The following is a 12,667-nucleotide window of genomic DNA, read 5'->3' as shown; positions in this document are numbered from 1 at the left end:
GGCACCCGGGCGGAGGCCGGCCCTCGGTGCTGCGGGAACGGTGTGGCGGCAGTGCACGAGCGTGGGGGTGCACGGCGGTACGACGGTGGTACGGCGGCGGTGCGACGGCAGGCGCCGCCTGCGGCGGCTCAGGCGGGCCCGGTCCGCCGCGCGGTGCGCCCGGACACCTGCACCAGGTCGACCACCCCGGTGGCCGGGTCGCGGTGGAACCACCCGCCCGGCTCGGGCCGGCCGGTGTCGGGCGCGATCAGGTCGTAGCGCAGGTCGGCGTAGCAGCGCAGCGGGAGCGGCAGGTCGCCGTCCACGGAGAGGGTGAGCCCTCCGTCGTGCGCCGCCTCGACGCGGTACCGGATCCCGCCGTTGCGGTAGTCGCCCGCGCACTCCGGCAGTTCGGCCGGGACACCCCGGGGCTCCTGCTCCCCCGCGGCCACCGGGGCGATCGCGGCGGGCACCGCGATTCCGGTCAACTCGGCCAGTTCTGCCGCGAGTTCCCGCCACAGTGCGGTGGCGCTGCCCGCGTTGCCGGTGAAGGCGACCACCGTCCCGCCGTCCGGTTCGGCCCGCAGGTGGCAGGAGGTGCCCATGGCGTTGCCGTCGTGGCCGCACCAGAGCCGCCCGTCCTGCCGGTAGAGCGCCAGGCCCGCGCCCCAGCCGTCCGCGAGCGCGCCCGGGCGGGCCCCGGGCTGGGGGCGGCGCAGTTCGTCGGCGACGTCCGCGGGCAGTGCCTTGGCCCGGCCGATCGCGGCGGCGCCGAAGGCGGCCAGGTCGGCGGCGCTCAGCAGCAGCGCCCCGGCGGGCGCCTCCACCGGGGCCAGGTTCTGCCGGACCGGCCGGACCCGGCCGGTCGCGGCGTTGAAGGCGTGCCCGGCGGCGAGCGGGCGCCCCGCCGCGGCCGGGCCGGCCGGCAGCGGACCGAGGAAGGCGGGCACGGTGTCCAGCGGTTCCAGCAGCAGGGTCGCGACGGCCTCCGGCCAGGGCATCCCGGTCACCGTCTCCACCAGGCGCCCGGCGGCGACGTAGCCGGCGTTGGAGTAGGAGAAGCCCGTCCCGGGCGGGAACAGCGCGTCCCGGGCGGTGCAGACCGCGGCCAGGTAGTGCGCCGCGGTGCTCCGGGCGGCCGTGTCGGAGTCCGGCCCGGTGGGCAGTCCGCCGGTGTGGCCGAGGAGTTGACGGATCGTCACCTCGCGGAGCGGGCGGAACTCGGGGAGGTGCGCGGCGGCCCGGTCGTCGAGGTCGAGGTCCCCGTCGTCGGCGAGCAGCACCACCAGGGCCGCGGTGTACGGCTTGGTGAGCGACCCGACCGGTACGGCGGTGTCCCCGGTGAGCGGCGCGCCGGTGGCGGCGTCGGCCACGCCGGTGTGCAGGGCGACGACCTCCGCCCCGGTGTCCAGGACCAGTTGGGCCCCGGGCACCCGGTGGCGGCGCGCGAGCGTGTCGAGCCGGTGCTGCAACTCGCGCCGCAGCAGCTGCGGAACGCGCTCGCGGACCGGCGCGGAAACGGGGTACGGCATGGGCGGTGGCTCCCGTTGACTGGTTCTCGGGTGCGGACGCGACGGCGCGCCCGTGAAGGAATTCCGGATTGCCGAGGAACGCTCTGCCGGATTCACGGCCGGCGGCGCAGCGCAGCGCGAAGTACCGCGCGCACAACGCGATCGACCGAACGCCGTCCGGCAGCAACCGGCCCGACACGAACGGGAATGGAGGCGCCTCCCGGCGCGGCACGGCGCGACGACGGCGCACACGGGGCGCTCCGGGCCACGACGGCGCGCGGCGGCCGGACGGCACGAATACGACCCGTTTTTCCCGCTACGCGGAAAGCCCCGCGCGGCCGAATACCCGGCCCGGGCCGACGGGACCGGACTGGCACCCCGGACACTCCGGCCTGCGGGCCCGTCGGCCCGCACCCCGCAGGGTCGCCCCACCCGGCATCGCAATCCCCCCTGCGCCCCTCCCCCGCGGCCACCGTGCGGAACCCTCTCCGCAACGGCCCCGGGAGACAGCGCAATCCTTGACGGACCGAACGTTCGAAAGACGAACGCGGAACAGTCTTCACGGCGGATCACCCGCTCGCAACCCCTTCCGATTGAACGGAAAGCAATTCTCATGGGAAACGGACCGACGAAATCCCTGGTGTGGCTCCCGACCACGGACGGAACGCCTGATGACGCCTGTGAATTGGTTGGCCGAAACCGTGGCCGTCGGATCCCGACGGGCCGGAACCAGATTTTCACCGACACCGCAGAGTGGCCACAATGACGCTCGGGACGGCTGTGCGGAAATGCGACGGAGGATATCGGGGGTGAAAGGGGAGGGCCCGTGGTTCGGACGTGCCGTGCGGTGTTCCCGGAGCCGGCGGCGCACCGTGGTGCGCCGTACCGGGGGACTCGCGTTCCGCAACGGCGCACGGCGGCTCGGGACGGCTCGCGGGGATCAGCGGCGCACGGGGCCCGGGCCGCGCGCCGCTCGGCGGCGCACGACCCGCGATGCCACGACCCCCGATGTCACGACCCCCGATGTCACGTTCCGCCGCGCTGCCCGGTCCATCCGGTACCTGCACGACGAAGAACGAAGGGAGCGTCCTCACCATGAAGGCCGTCATCGTGTGTGTCTCGGTGTCCCACGGCAACACCCGCCGGATCGCCGAGGCGATCGCCCGGCCGCTGGCCGCGCCGGTGGTCGCACCGGAGGAGCTGGACCCGGCCGATCTCACCGGCTACGACCTGGTCGGGTTCGGCTCGGGCGTCTTCACCGGCCGCCTCCACCCGCGCCTGCGGCGCTTCGTGAGCGCCGTTCCGTCCGCCGCCCCGTCCGCCGAACACCCCTGCCGGGCCTTCGTGTTCGCCACCAGCGGCCTGCCCGAACCCGGCTTCCGCCCCTTCACCCGGCCGGCGGAGCGCGCCCTGGCGGCGAAGGGCTTCCGGATCGTCGACGGCTTCACGGCCCGCGGCCACGACACCTGGCTCCCGTTCCGCCTGGTCGGCGGGATCAACAAGCACCGCCCCGACAGCCGCGACCTCGCGGCCGCCCACGCCTTCGCCGAGCGCCTGCGGAGCGCGACCACGCCGACGTCCTGAGCCCGACGTCCCGAACCCCGCACCCCGGGTCCGGTGGCCGGGCCCCCTCCCGACCACCGGACCGCCTACCTGCCCCGGAGGCCCGCCACCCGGGCCCGCGCCACGCCCAGCCCCGGATCCCCTCCGCCACCGTCCCCACGCCGGGTGAGCACCACCAACAGCACCAACTGCACCACCGCACCGACCCCCTGGCCGACCCACACCCCGTCCACCCCCCACCAGTGCGACAGCACCACCGCCGCCCCCAACTGCCCACCGAGCCCGCACACCGCCGACACCACCAACGCCCGCCCGGCCCCGGTCGCCTGGTGGTAGCCGCCGAGGGCGACCGCCGGGGCGTACGGCAGCAGGTAGAGGGCCGTCAGGTGGAGGAACCCCGTGGCCTGGGCGGCCACCGCCGGGTCGTCGGTGAACAGCGCGGTGAGCGGGCCGGCCGCGCCCGCCGCCAGCAGCGCCGCCGCGGCGCCCAGCCCGACGGCGAGCCGGGCGGTGGCGTGCCGGAGGTCGCGCAGCGGCTCGGGCGCGCCGGCCCCGGCGAGGTGGGCGGCCCGGAGGGCGGCGGCCTGGCGCAGCGCGTAGAAGGCCATGGTGAGCAGGAGCAGCAGCCGGTAGCCGATGCCGTACCCGGCCACCGCCGCCACCCCGAAGCCCGCGACCAGGGCGAGTTGGGCCGTGCCGACAGCCATCCGGGCGGTGAAGTCCAGTCCGAACGGCGCACCGGCCCGCAGGATGCCGACGGCCGCCGGGCCGACGCCCCGGACCGGCCCGCCGGCCCGGGGCCGCAGCCGCAGGGTGACGGCGAGGGCGATCGCCCGGGAGACGGTCAGGGCGAGCGCCGCGCCGGTCACGCCGAGGGCGGGCAGCGGGCCGGCGCCGAGGATCAGCAGCGGGTCGAGGACCAGCAGCAGGGCGTTGGAGAGCAGCGCGATCCGCATCGGGGTGCGGGTGTCGCCGGCGCCCTTGAAGAGTTCGTCGGCGACCCGCTGGGCGAAGAAGAGCCCGAAGGCCGGGAAGGCGACGGTGAGGTATTCGGCGGCCCTGACGGCGGCCTCGCCGTCGAGGAAGGCCTCCGCGATCTGGCCCCGGAACAGGAAGCCGGGGGCGGCGAGGGCGAGGGTGCCGAGCGCGCAGAGCCGCCAGGCGGCGCGGGTGATCCGCCCGGCCCCGTCCCGGTCCCCGGCGCCGAGGGCCCGGGCGAGCCGGACGCTGACGCCGGAGGACACCACCAGGACGAGTCCGAGCAGCAGGTTCTCCAGGGTTCCGGCCAGGGTGACGGCGGCGACGGCGGCCCCGCCGAGCCCGGCCACCCAGAGCGTCCCGATCACCGTGGCGACCACTCCGGACAGCAGTTCCGCGTAGACCGGTCCGGCCAACAAGGCCAGCCGGACGGACTGTTCACGCACGGGGTCCCCCATCGTCGCGCCACCCGCACCGGAGCGGGTGACTGCCTCGAATGGATATACATCGAATCGAGGCACCTCGACAAGAGGTAGCATCATCCGCGGTACGGGGCGCATCATGGGGCGCACTCCGACGAAAGGGCTCCGACCGTGCTGACCCTCGCGATCCTCGGCTTCCTGTACGACCAGCCCCTGCACGGCTACGAACTCAAGTCCCGGATCACCGGGCTGGCCGGTCACGTCCGTCCGGTCAGCGACGGCGCGCTCTACCCCGCGATCACCCGGCTGGAGAAGGCCGCCCTGCTGCACCGCCGCACCGAACCCGGCAGCGGCGCCGCACCGCGCCAGACCCTGGAACTCTCCCCGGAGGGCCGGGCGGAGCTGCTGCGGCGACTGGCCGACCCCGAACAGGCCGAGATCACCGACCAGATCCGCTTCTTCACCCTCGCCGCCTTCCTCCACCACCTGGCCGACCCGGACCGGCAGGCCGCCGTGCTCCGGCGCCGACTGGACTTCCTGGAGGCGCCGAGCAGCTTCTTCTACGACGGGGACGGCCGACCGGTCACCGCCGAGCGGGAGCCGAACCCGTTCCGGCGCGGCATGCTGCTGGTCGCCCGGGCCTCCGGCGCCGCCGAGCGCGCCTGGCTGGCCGAGACCATCGCCGGGCTGGAGGGCGGTGGGGGCGCCACGGGGCCCCGGTGCCCCCGTGACCGCGCCTCACCGCGACCCGGTGGCGCCCGAACCGCCCGGGCGCCCCAAGGGGCGCGGACCAGCGGCCCGAACGGCACGTCGAACGGCCCCGCCCCGGCGCGGAACCACGCCCTCCGAACCCGCCCCGGGGCGGCCCGGGCGTGGCTATGATGGCCTGCCTCACGACCACGGCGACCCTCCGCCGGCGTGATCCACCACCGCGCCCCGCCCGCCCCCTGGAGGCAGCCGTGCCCAGTGAAGAGACCGCAGCCACCGGCCCCGCCCCGCTCCGGCGGGACGACATCCCGGGCTGGTTCTTCGGCCTGGACCGGGCCGCGTTCTCCCATCTGCTGTCCGCCCAGACGGCCGCCGGGGTCAGCGGGGACATCCTGGAGCTGGGCAGCTACCTCGGCCGCAGCGCCGTCCTGCTCGGGGACCACCTCCGGCCGGGCGAGCGGCTGACCGTCTGCGACCTCTTCGACTCCGAGGCCTCCGACGCGGAGAACGCCGCCGAGATGTCCATGTCCTACCGCAAGACCCTCACCCGCAGCGCCTTCGAGTCCAACTACCTCGCCTTCCACGCCGAGTTGCCCGAGATCGTCCAGGCCCCCACCTCGGTGCTGGCCGACGGCCGGATCCCGGCGGGCAGCTGCCGCTTCGTCCACGTCGACGCCTCGCACCTGTACGAGCACGTCAGCGGGGACATCCTGGTGGCCCGGGCCGCACTCGCCGAGGACGGCCTGATCTCGCTGGACGACTACCGCTCGGAGCACACCCCGGGCGTCTCGGCCGCCGTCTGGGAGGCCGTCTTCACCGGCGGACTCCAGCCGGTGCTGCTCACCCCGATGAAGTTCTACGGCACCTGGGGGGACGCCGCCGCCGCCCGCCGGACCCTGCTGGCCCGCGACTGGCGGGCCGAGGACTACGCCGTCGACGAGGACAGCATCGCCGGCCACCAGGTCCTCCGCCTCAACTACCAGGTCAAGACGCCCGCCCAGCTCCAGCGCTCGGCCTCCCGCCGGATCGCCCTGGACCTCCTCCCCCCGGTCGCCACCCGCGCCACCCGCCGGGTCCTGCGCACCCTGCGCGAACGCCGCGCCGTGCGCCCCACCCCGAGCGCCTGACCCCACCGGAGCAGCCCCGGCCCCGGCCCCGCTCCGGCGCGATCCCGACAGATCCGACGCGCCCCCGGACACCGTCCCGGGGGCCCGCCGGAGCCCCATTAGCACCTCCGCCACCACCGCCGTCGCAGCGTCCGCTGCGGCGGCGGTCCGCGTTGCGGCGCCGCTCCGCGCCGTTGAGCGGGCCGTGGCACCGCCGTCACCCGGCCGTCATCCCGGACTCGTATCGAACTCAGATCGGACCCGGAATGTTTACTTCATATGACTGACGCATTGTCGAAAATTCGTTCACTCACATGGGTGAATCTCTATTAAAGGTTTGCCCATGGACCCTTAAAGACCGCATAGTGATGGCACCTCGATTTGGTCTTGAGAAAGCCAAGTTCAGGCAAAATCCTTGCGAGTCAGGAGAGACCCATGTTGCACGCTTCCACCTCCGCGGGCCCCGGGCAGCGGCTCCGCGCGGCGATCGCGGACCAGGGCACCACGCCCCTGATCGGCGTCCACGACATGTACTCGGCCTCCATCGCGGCCGAGCACTACGACGGCATGTTCGTCTCCGGCTTCGGCTTCGCCGCCTCGTACTACGGCCTGCCGGACATCGGCTTCATCGCCTGGCCCGACATGGTCGCCTTCGTCGAACGGCTGCGCGGCGCGTTCCCCACGCACCACCTGCTGGTCGACATCGACGACGGCTACGTCGATCCCGAGGTCGCCTGCCACGTGGTGCGCCGGCTGGAGGCCATCGGCGCCTCCGGCGTGATCCTGGAGGACCAGAAGCGCCCGCGCCGCTGCGGGCACGCCGACGGCAAGCAAGTCCTCCCGCTGGAGGAGTACCTGACGAAGCTCGAACTCGTCCTCGCCGACCGCACCGACCTCCTGGTGGTCGCCCGCACCGACGCCACCGAGGAGGCGGACATCCTGCGCCGCGCCCGCGCGCTCGCCGAGACGGACGCCGACGTGGTCCTGGTGGACGGCGTGCGCAGCGAGGAGTGGATCCGCCGGATCCGCAAGGAGGTCGGCGACAAGCCCCTGCTGTTCAACCAGATCGCGGGCGGCAAGTCCCCCCGGCTGTCCCTCACCGAGCTCACCGAGCTGGGGGTGGATGTCGCGATCTACAGCACGCCGTGCCTGTTCGCGGCCCACCGGGCGATCGACGAGGCGCTCACCGGCCTCAAGAGCGCCGACGGGCGCCTGCCCTCCCAGGCCGAGCTGGCCAAGCCGGTCGGCGTGCGGGAGTCCACCGAACTGCTGGAGCGCAACATCACGCGCTCCCGGCGGCTCGCGGACGTGACGGCTTGAGCCCCGGGCCGCGCCGGCCCGCCCCGTCCTCGGCGGCCGCCGCGCTGCGGGCCACCGTCCTGGGGCTGACCGGGGCGTGCGCCCTGCTCGCGGTCGGCGCGGCCCCGGCCGCCGCGGGCGGCAGCCTGATCACGGTCGTCGACAACTCGCACGCCGACTCCTGGCTGGAGGTCGACCGCACGGCCAACCTCCAACAGGGCGGCGGCTCCGCGGGCAGTGACCACGACGGCGCCGGGTCCCTGGTCGGAGGCCTGGACGGAAGCCTGACCGGGGGTCTGACCAGGAGCCCGGTCGGCGGCGGAGCCGGGCCGTGACGGCCCGCGCCCGACGCCCGCCGTGGTGGCGCAGGTTCGACCCGTACCTGCTGGCGCTGGCGGGCACGGTGGGCCTGGCCGCGCTGTTCCCGGCCTCCGGCGCCGGGGCCCGGTTCGCCGCGACGGCCTGCGACCTCGCCGTGGCCCTGCTGTTCTTCCTGTACGGCGCCCGGCTGTCCACCCGGGAGACCTTGGCCGGGCTGCGCCACCTGAGACTGCACGGCCTGGTGCTCGCCGCCACCTTCGGTCTCTTCCCGCTGCTCGGCCTGGCCACCGCGCTGCTGACGCCGGTCCCGCTGACCGAACAGCTGCAGGCCGGGGTGCTGTTCCTCTGCCTGGTGCCGTCCACGGTGCAGTCCTCGGTGGCGCTGACCGGCGCCGCCGGGGGCGACGTCCCGGCGGCGATCTGCGCGGGGACGTACTCCAGCCTGGCCGGGCTGGTGCTCACCCCGCTGCTGGTCGCCGGACTGCTCGGCTCGCACGCCGGGCTGTCGGCGGACGGGCTGCTGCGGATCGGGCTCCAGCTGCTGGCGCCGTTCCTGCTGGGGCAGGTGTTGCGGCCGTGGATCGGCGGCCTGGTGGCCCGTCACAAACGGCTGCTGACCCCGGTGGACCGCGGCTCGATCCTGCTGGTCGTCTACACGGCGTTCAGCGCGGCGGTGGCCCAGGGCATCTGGCACCAGGCGACGCCGTTCGCCCTGCTCGGCATGGTCGTGGTGCTGATGGCGCTGCTCGCCGCCACCCTGGCGGCGACCGGGCTCGGGGCGCGCGGGCTGGGGCTGGACCGCCCGGCCGCGATCGCGGCGATGCTGTGCGGTTCGCAGAAGAGCCTGGCCAACGGGCTGCCGATGGCCACCGTGCTGTTCGGGTCGGAGGCGGGGGTGATGGTGCTGCCGCTGATGGCCTACCACCAGCTCCAACTGGTGGTCGGCACCGTCCTGGCCGGGCGCTGGGCCGCCCGGGCACCCGAGCCGGCCGCGACCGGCGGGCAGCCCGCGGCCGAACTCAGTCCGGCGGGCGGGCCGCCAGCGCACGGCTGATCCCCCGGCGGAGCCGGCTGGAGGCACCGGGCAGGTGCCCCAGCCGGCTCAGCCGTTCCTCCGTCACACCCGGCCGCCGGGCCAGCAGCAGCACCGCGGCGTACGGCCGCTCGCCCTCCCGCAGCCGCTCGGCCACCAGCTCGACCACCCCGTCCAGGGCCTCGCCGGTGAGCTCTGGGCGGGCGGCTAACAACCGCAGCAGGCAGTTGTCGTCCCAACTGTCGTGCCGCCGGGGTGCGAGGGCGACCAGCACATCGACGGGCGCAGCGGAGTTACGGGCGATCTCGTGCCAGACGAAGGAGTACTCGCACCGGGCCAGCACGCGCAGCACCCCGGGCTGGGCGGTCCGTCGGGCCAGCCGCAGGTAGGCCCCGGGCTCGTGCAGGTGGTCGAGCGCCTCGAAGTCGCTCAGCCCGTCGATCTCGTGGGTGTCGTCCATGTCGGACGCGAGACTAGCGGGGCCCGTCCTCCTCGGCGACGCGGTTTCACTCCGGAGAGGGGCGCGCCGTCACCGGACGTAGTAGGCGCGGTGGTGGGCGGCCACCGGCGCGGACTGGTAGGTCCAGACGCCGGCCGCCGGGGCCTCGCCGATCAGCTGGGCGAGGTCGCGGGCGGCCTCCTCGGCCGGGTTGCCGAGGTCGAGCCGGACCCGGTCGGCGGTGCGGTCGTCCAGGGCGTAGTAGCGGTACGGCTGGTGGACGTTGAGCGGTCCGGCGAGCAGTCGGCCCTCGTCGTCGGTGCCGTAGCCGGTGATCGGGGTGTTGTTCACCGGCTCGGGGGTGAGGCCGACCAGGTCGACGTCCAGGGCGAGGATCTCCTCCTGGTGGCGGCGCAGCCCCTCCGGACCGAGTTCGCCCCGGCGGCAGGAGATGCTCCACCGTTCGCGCACGGCGGCCGCGTTGAGGGAGGGCAGGGTGGTCTCGAACCAGCCGGGGTGCTTGGGTTCGGCGTACAGCCGGCGCCCGGCGTCGATGGCGAGCGGGTTGTCGCACAGCACGTGCAGCCGGGCGATGCCGAGCAGCTTGGTCTGGTCGTAACCCCGGGCGTACTGGCCGTAGTTGACCACCGGGATGCGGTCCTCGGCGAACACCGGGTGGGCGATCAGGTTGATCTCCAGCTCCTCGGTGATGCCGCCGCCGTTCGGGTACTGGGCGAAGTACAGCTGGTAGTTGAGCGAGACGCAGGCTCCGCCGTCGAAGGTCGCGGCGCTCAGCCCGGGGTGGCGCTTGTCGAGCAGCCGGCGGGCCCGTTCCGGGTCCACCAGGTAGTCGACGCCGATGTTGTGCAGCGCGCCGTAGTGGAAGGGCAGGTGGTACGGCTCCGGGACGGGCGGCAGCGGCAGGCCGGTCATGAGGGCTCCGAGAACGAGGGGGGTACGGGCGTGCGGGGCGGGGAGAGGGCGGCCGGCCGCCGCAGCTCCAGCAGGTCCTGGTGCATCCGCTCGGCGCTGCGCAGCGCGAGGGCGGCCATGGTGAGCGAGGGGTTGGAGGTGCCGAGCGAGGGCATCGAGCCGCAGCCGACGGCGTACAGGTTGGGGTGGTCCCAGCAGCGCTGCCACTGGTCGACCACGGAGTTGCCGGGGGAATCGCCCATCAGGTGGGTGCCGCCGGCGTGGCCGGCTCCCCGGTAGCCGTGGACGGCGCCGCGGTGCTCCAGCCGGCCGGGCCAGCCCGCGCCCGGGTAGGCGGTGTGGTCCTCGGCGCCCAGCAGGGCGAAGAGCTGGTCGGAGACGGCCCGGGCGGAGGCCATGCCCTCGCGGACGTAGCCGTCCAGGTCGTAGTGGATCGCGGGGGCGGGCAGGCCGAGCGGGTCGCGCCGCTGCGGGTCGAGGGTGACCCGGTTGGCCGGGTCGGCGGGCTGCTCCAGTTCGAACTGGAGCGAGAACTGCCGCCCGAGCCGGTCACCGAGGCGTTCGCGCAGCTCCTTGCCGCGCAGCCCGGCGGCGAGCAGCGCGGCGGCCTCGGTCGCCGGGTCGCCGCCGGCCCAGGACCAGCCCCAGTTGCCGATCTCGATCCGGAACGGCGCCCGGTGCCGGCGGGCCCCGCCGAAGCGGAAGGCCTCCAGTCCGCTGGTGGAGCCGGGCCCCCGGTAGGGGCCGACCTGGCCGGGCATCAGCCCCCAGGTGAGCAGCGCGGGGTGGTCCATCAGGTTCCGGCCGACCTGGTCGCTGCGGTTGGCCAGGCCGGACAGCAGCAGCAGCCGGGCGTTCTCGATCGCGTGCGCGGCGATCACCACCAGGTCGGCGGTCACCCGGTGCGCCGTGCCGCCGGCCAGGTACTCGACCCCGGTGGCCCGTCCGGTCCCCGGGTCGGCGAGCACCCGGCTGACCACGGCCTCGGTGCGCAGTTCGACGGCGGGCGCCCAGCGGGCCTGGGTGCGCAGCGGGGTGTACTTGGCGCCGCCCGGGCAGGCGGGGACGCAGCTCGCGCTCCCGGCGCAGGGCGCGCCGTGGCCGGTGCCGGGCCGGGTGGGCAGGCCGTTGCGGGCGTGCGGGGTGCGGGTGACGGCGAGCCGGGCCGGGTCGGTCATGGCGGGGTCGCGCACCGTCCGGCCGTCGAGGGCGCGGGCCAGCTGCCGGTCGAGGTGGCTGGCCGGGATCGCCCGCATCGGGTAGGCGTAGCCCGCGGGGAGGGGCAGGCCGACGGCGCGGCGCTGTTCCTCGGCGTCGGCGGCGACGCCGAGTTCCTGTTCGGCGTCGCGGTAGTGGGGTTCCAGGTCGTGGTAGCCGATCGGCCAGCTGCGGCCGTGGCCGAGGTCGCCGGTGCGGAAGTCCTCGGGGTGCATGCGCGGGGTGAGGCCGGTCCAGAGCAGTCCGGTGCCGCCGTTGGCGCGCAGGTAGCCGCTGGCGTAGGGCAGCGGGCCGTACTGGCGCAGGTGCCCGTCGGCGGTGTAGCCGCCGTCCGGGTGGCCGGTGAGGTCGGTGACGTCGGGTGAGGGGGCGTCGGGGTTGTGCGGGTAGGGCGAGGTGGGCGGGCCGCCGCCGGCCGCGCGGTGGGCGGCGGAGGTCTCGGCGCTGCCCGGTGCGGGCCGGCCGGCTTCCAGGACGAGGACCCGCCATCCCCGGGCGCCGAGGCGCTGGGCGACCAGGCTGCCGGCGAAGCCGGCCCCGACCACGACGGCGTCCCAGTGGGCGCTCACTGCTGCTCACCTCCGGACGAGGTGCCGCCGAACGGAGCACTGCTGGACGGAGCACTGCTGGACACGGCACTACCGGACGGGGCCTCGGCCCAGCTGCCGTACCCGGGGGCGGCGGCGCCGGGCGGGCTGCCCCGGAAGGTCCGCCAGACCAGTCCGTGGTCGTGGGCGCGGGTGGAGCTCGGGGCCTCGCCGGGCCAGGCACCGACGTACCAGAGGTGGACCAGGGCGTGCTCGTCCCGGACCCGGTGGGCCAGGGTGGTGCGGTGGTGCTCGTCGGCCATGCCGGTGGCGCGGAGTTCGGGGACGTCGAAGCCGGTGAGTTCGGCGCTGACGCGCAGGAACTCGTCGAGGTCGGCGAGTTCGTCCTCCTCGGCGGGCCCCCAGGGCCCGTACGGGTCGTCGGCTGCGGTGCGATCGTCGGACACGGACACGCGGGCACCCCCGGGATCGTCGGCGGACGGCCAGGAGCGGATGGCCAAGACATGACAGGCCGCTGCCCACCGGGCACGGTCCGCCTGCTCAGCGTGATCCTCCCTCCCGGGCGGACCACCGAGGGCGGCTTGCCCGAATGTGACGCATCTTGATCAG

General features: G+C 75.0%; 11 protein-coding genes and 1 pseudogene. 6 read left to right on the top strand and 6 right to left on the bottom strand.

Annotated features, from left to right (window positions below):
- Window positions 1–128: 128 nt before the first annotated feature.
- Window positions 129–1,511 (bottom strand): serine hydrolase domain-containing protein, encoded by a 1,383-nt coding sequence (locus ACFXPX_RS06195; protein WP_380639758.1) that lies wholly within the window; start codon window positions 1,509–1,511, stop codon window positions 129–131.
- 1,074 nt (window positions 1,512–2,585) lie between these two features.
- Here ACFXPX_RS06195 and ACFXPX_RS06190 point away from each other — a divergent pair.
- Window positions 2,586–3,074 carry a flavodoxin family protein gene (locus tag ACFXPX_RS06190; RefSeq protein WP_380639756.1) on the top strand — a complete coding sequence of 163 codons (489 nt, stop codon included), beginning with the start codon at window positions 2,586–2,588 and terminating at the stop codon, window positions 3,072–3,074.
- Window positions 3,075–3,139: 65 nt separating this feature from the next.
- Here the strand turns inward: ACFXPX_RS06190 and ACFXPX_RS06185 are convergent, their stop codons facing one another.
- A complete protein-coding gene (locus ACFXPX_RS06185; RefSeq protein WP_380639754.1) occupies window positions 3,140–4,477 on the bottom strand; it encodes an MATE family efflux transporter in 1,338 nt (445 codons plus the stop codon).
- Between the two features lie 147 nt (window positions 4,478–4,624).
- Here ACFXPX_RS06185 and ACFXPX_RS06180 point away from each other — a divergent pair.
- From ACFXPX_RS06180 to ACFXPX_RS06160, 5 genes and pseudogenes are all read left to right on the top strand, one after another.
- Window positions 4,625–5,155 (top strand): annotated as a pseudogene (locus ACFXPX_RS06180) (PadR family transcriptional regulator); the annotation flags it as partial.
- A 257-nt stretch (window positions 5,156–5,412) separates the two neighbouring features.
- Window positions 5,413–6,288: a class I SAM-dependent methyltransferase gene (locus ACFXPX_RS06175; protein ID WP_380526092.1), complete on the top strand. Its 876-nt coding sequence runs from the start codon at window positions 5,413–5,415 to the stop codon at window positions 6,286–6,288.
- Window positions 6,289–6,702: 414 nt separating this feature from the next.
- The gene (locus ACFXPX_RS06170; RefSeq protein ID WP_380639752.1) at window positions 6,703–7,587 is read left to right on the top strand and encodes an oxaloacetate decarboxylase; all 885 of its coding nucleotides are present in this window, start codon (window positions 6,703–6,705) and stop codon (window positions 7,585–7,587) included.
- Complete coding sequence (locus tag ACFXPX_RS06165; RefSeq protein WP_380589372.1) at window positions 7,584–7,901, top strand: hypothetical protein; 318 nt, start codon at window positions 7,584–7,586, stop codon at window positions 7,899–7,901. Before ACFXPX_RS06170 ends, ACFXPX_RS06165 begins: the two co-directional genes overlap by 4 nt.
- Entirely contained in the window at window positions 7,898–8,941 is a 1,044-nt protein-coding gene (locus tag ACFXPX_RS06160; protein ID WP_380589369.1) for a bile acid:sodium symporter family protein, read from the top strand. The genes ACFXPX_RS06165 and ACFXPX_RS06160 overlap by 4 nt, the downstream gene beginning before the upstream one ends.
- On the opposite strand, the gene ACFXPX_RS06155 is transcribed toward ACFXPX_RS06160, so the two are convergent.
- The 4 genes from ACFXPX_RS06155 to ACFXPX_RS06140 form a co-directional block, all read right to left on the bottom strand.
- The gene (locus tag ACFXPX_RS06155; RefSeq protein WP_380639750.1) at window positions 8,907–9,380 is read right to left on the bottom strand and encodes a hypothetical protein; all 474 of its coding nucleotides are present in this window, start codon (window positions 9,378–9,380) and stop codon (window positions 8,907–8,909) included. The genes ACFXPX_RS06160 and ACFXPX_RS06155 overlap by 35 nt on opposite strands.
- A 69-nt stretch (window positions 9,381–9,449) precedes the next feature.
- Window positions 9,450–10,292: a hypothetical protein gene (locus ACFXPX_RS06150; protein ID WP_380526102.1), complete on the bottom strand. Its 843-nt coding sequence runs from the start codon at window positions 10,290–10,292 to the stop codon at window positions 9,450–9,452.
- Window positions 10,289–12,079: a GMC family oxidoreductase gene (locus ACFXPX_RS06145; protein WP_380526104.1), complete on the bottom strand. Its 1,791-nt coding sequence runs from the start codon at window positions 12,077–12,079 to the stop codon at window positions 10,289–10,291. Before ACFXPX_RS06145 ends, ACFXPX_RS06150 begins: the two co-directional genes overlap by 4 nt.
- A complete protein-coding gene (locus ACFXPX_RS06140; RefSeq protein WP_380639748.1) occupies window positions 12,076–12,504 on the bottom strand; it encodes a hypothetical protein in 429 nt (142 codons plus the stop codon). The genes ACFXPX_RS06145 and ACFXPX_RS06140 overlap by 4 nt, the downstream gene beginning before the upstream one ends.
- Between the last annotated feature and the right edge of the window lie 163 nt (window positions 12,505–12,667).

The sequence above is a fragment of the Kitasatospora sp. NPDC059146 genome (assembly GCF_042786665.1).
Classification (GTDB): domain Bacteria; phylum Actinomycetota; class Actinomycetes; order Streptomycetales; family Streptomycetaceae; genus Kitasatospora.
This window is presented reverse-complemented; position numbering and strand designations above follow the sequence as displayed.

Bases quoted from the DNA above. Each gene is read 5' to 3' on its own strand.
- ACFXPX_RS06195 (WP_380639758.1), bottom strand. From the start codon at position 1,511: ATGCCGTACCCCGTTTCCGCGCCGGTCCGCGAGCGCGTTCCGCAGCTG.
- ACFXPX_RS06190 (WP_380639756.1), top strand. From the start codon at position 2,586: ATGAAGGCCGTCATCGTGTGTGTCTCGGTGTCCCACGGCAACACCCGC.
- ACFXPX_RS06170 (WP_380639752.1), top strand. From the start codon at position 6,703: ATGTTGCACGCTTCCACCTCCGCGGGCCCCGGGCAGCGGCTCCGCGCG.
- ACFXPX_RS06155 (WP_380639750.1), bottom strand. From the start codon at position 9,380: ATGGACGACACCCACGAGATCGACGGGCTGAGCGACTTCGAGGCGCTC.
- ACFXPX_RS06150 (WP_380526102.1), bottom strand. From the start codon at position 10,292: ATGACCGGCCTGCCGCTGCCGCCCGTCCCGGAGCCGTACCACCTGCCC.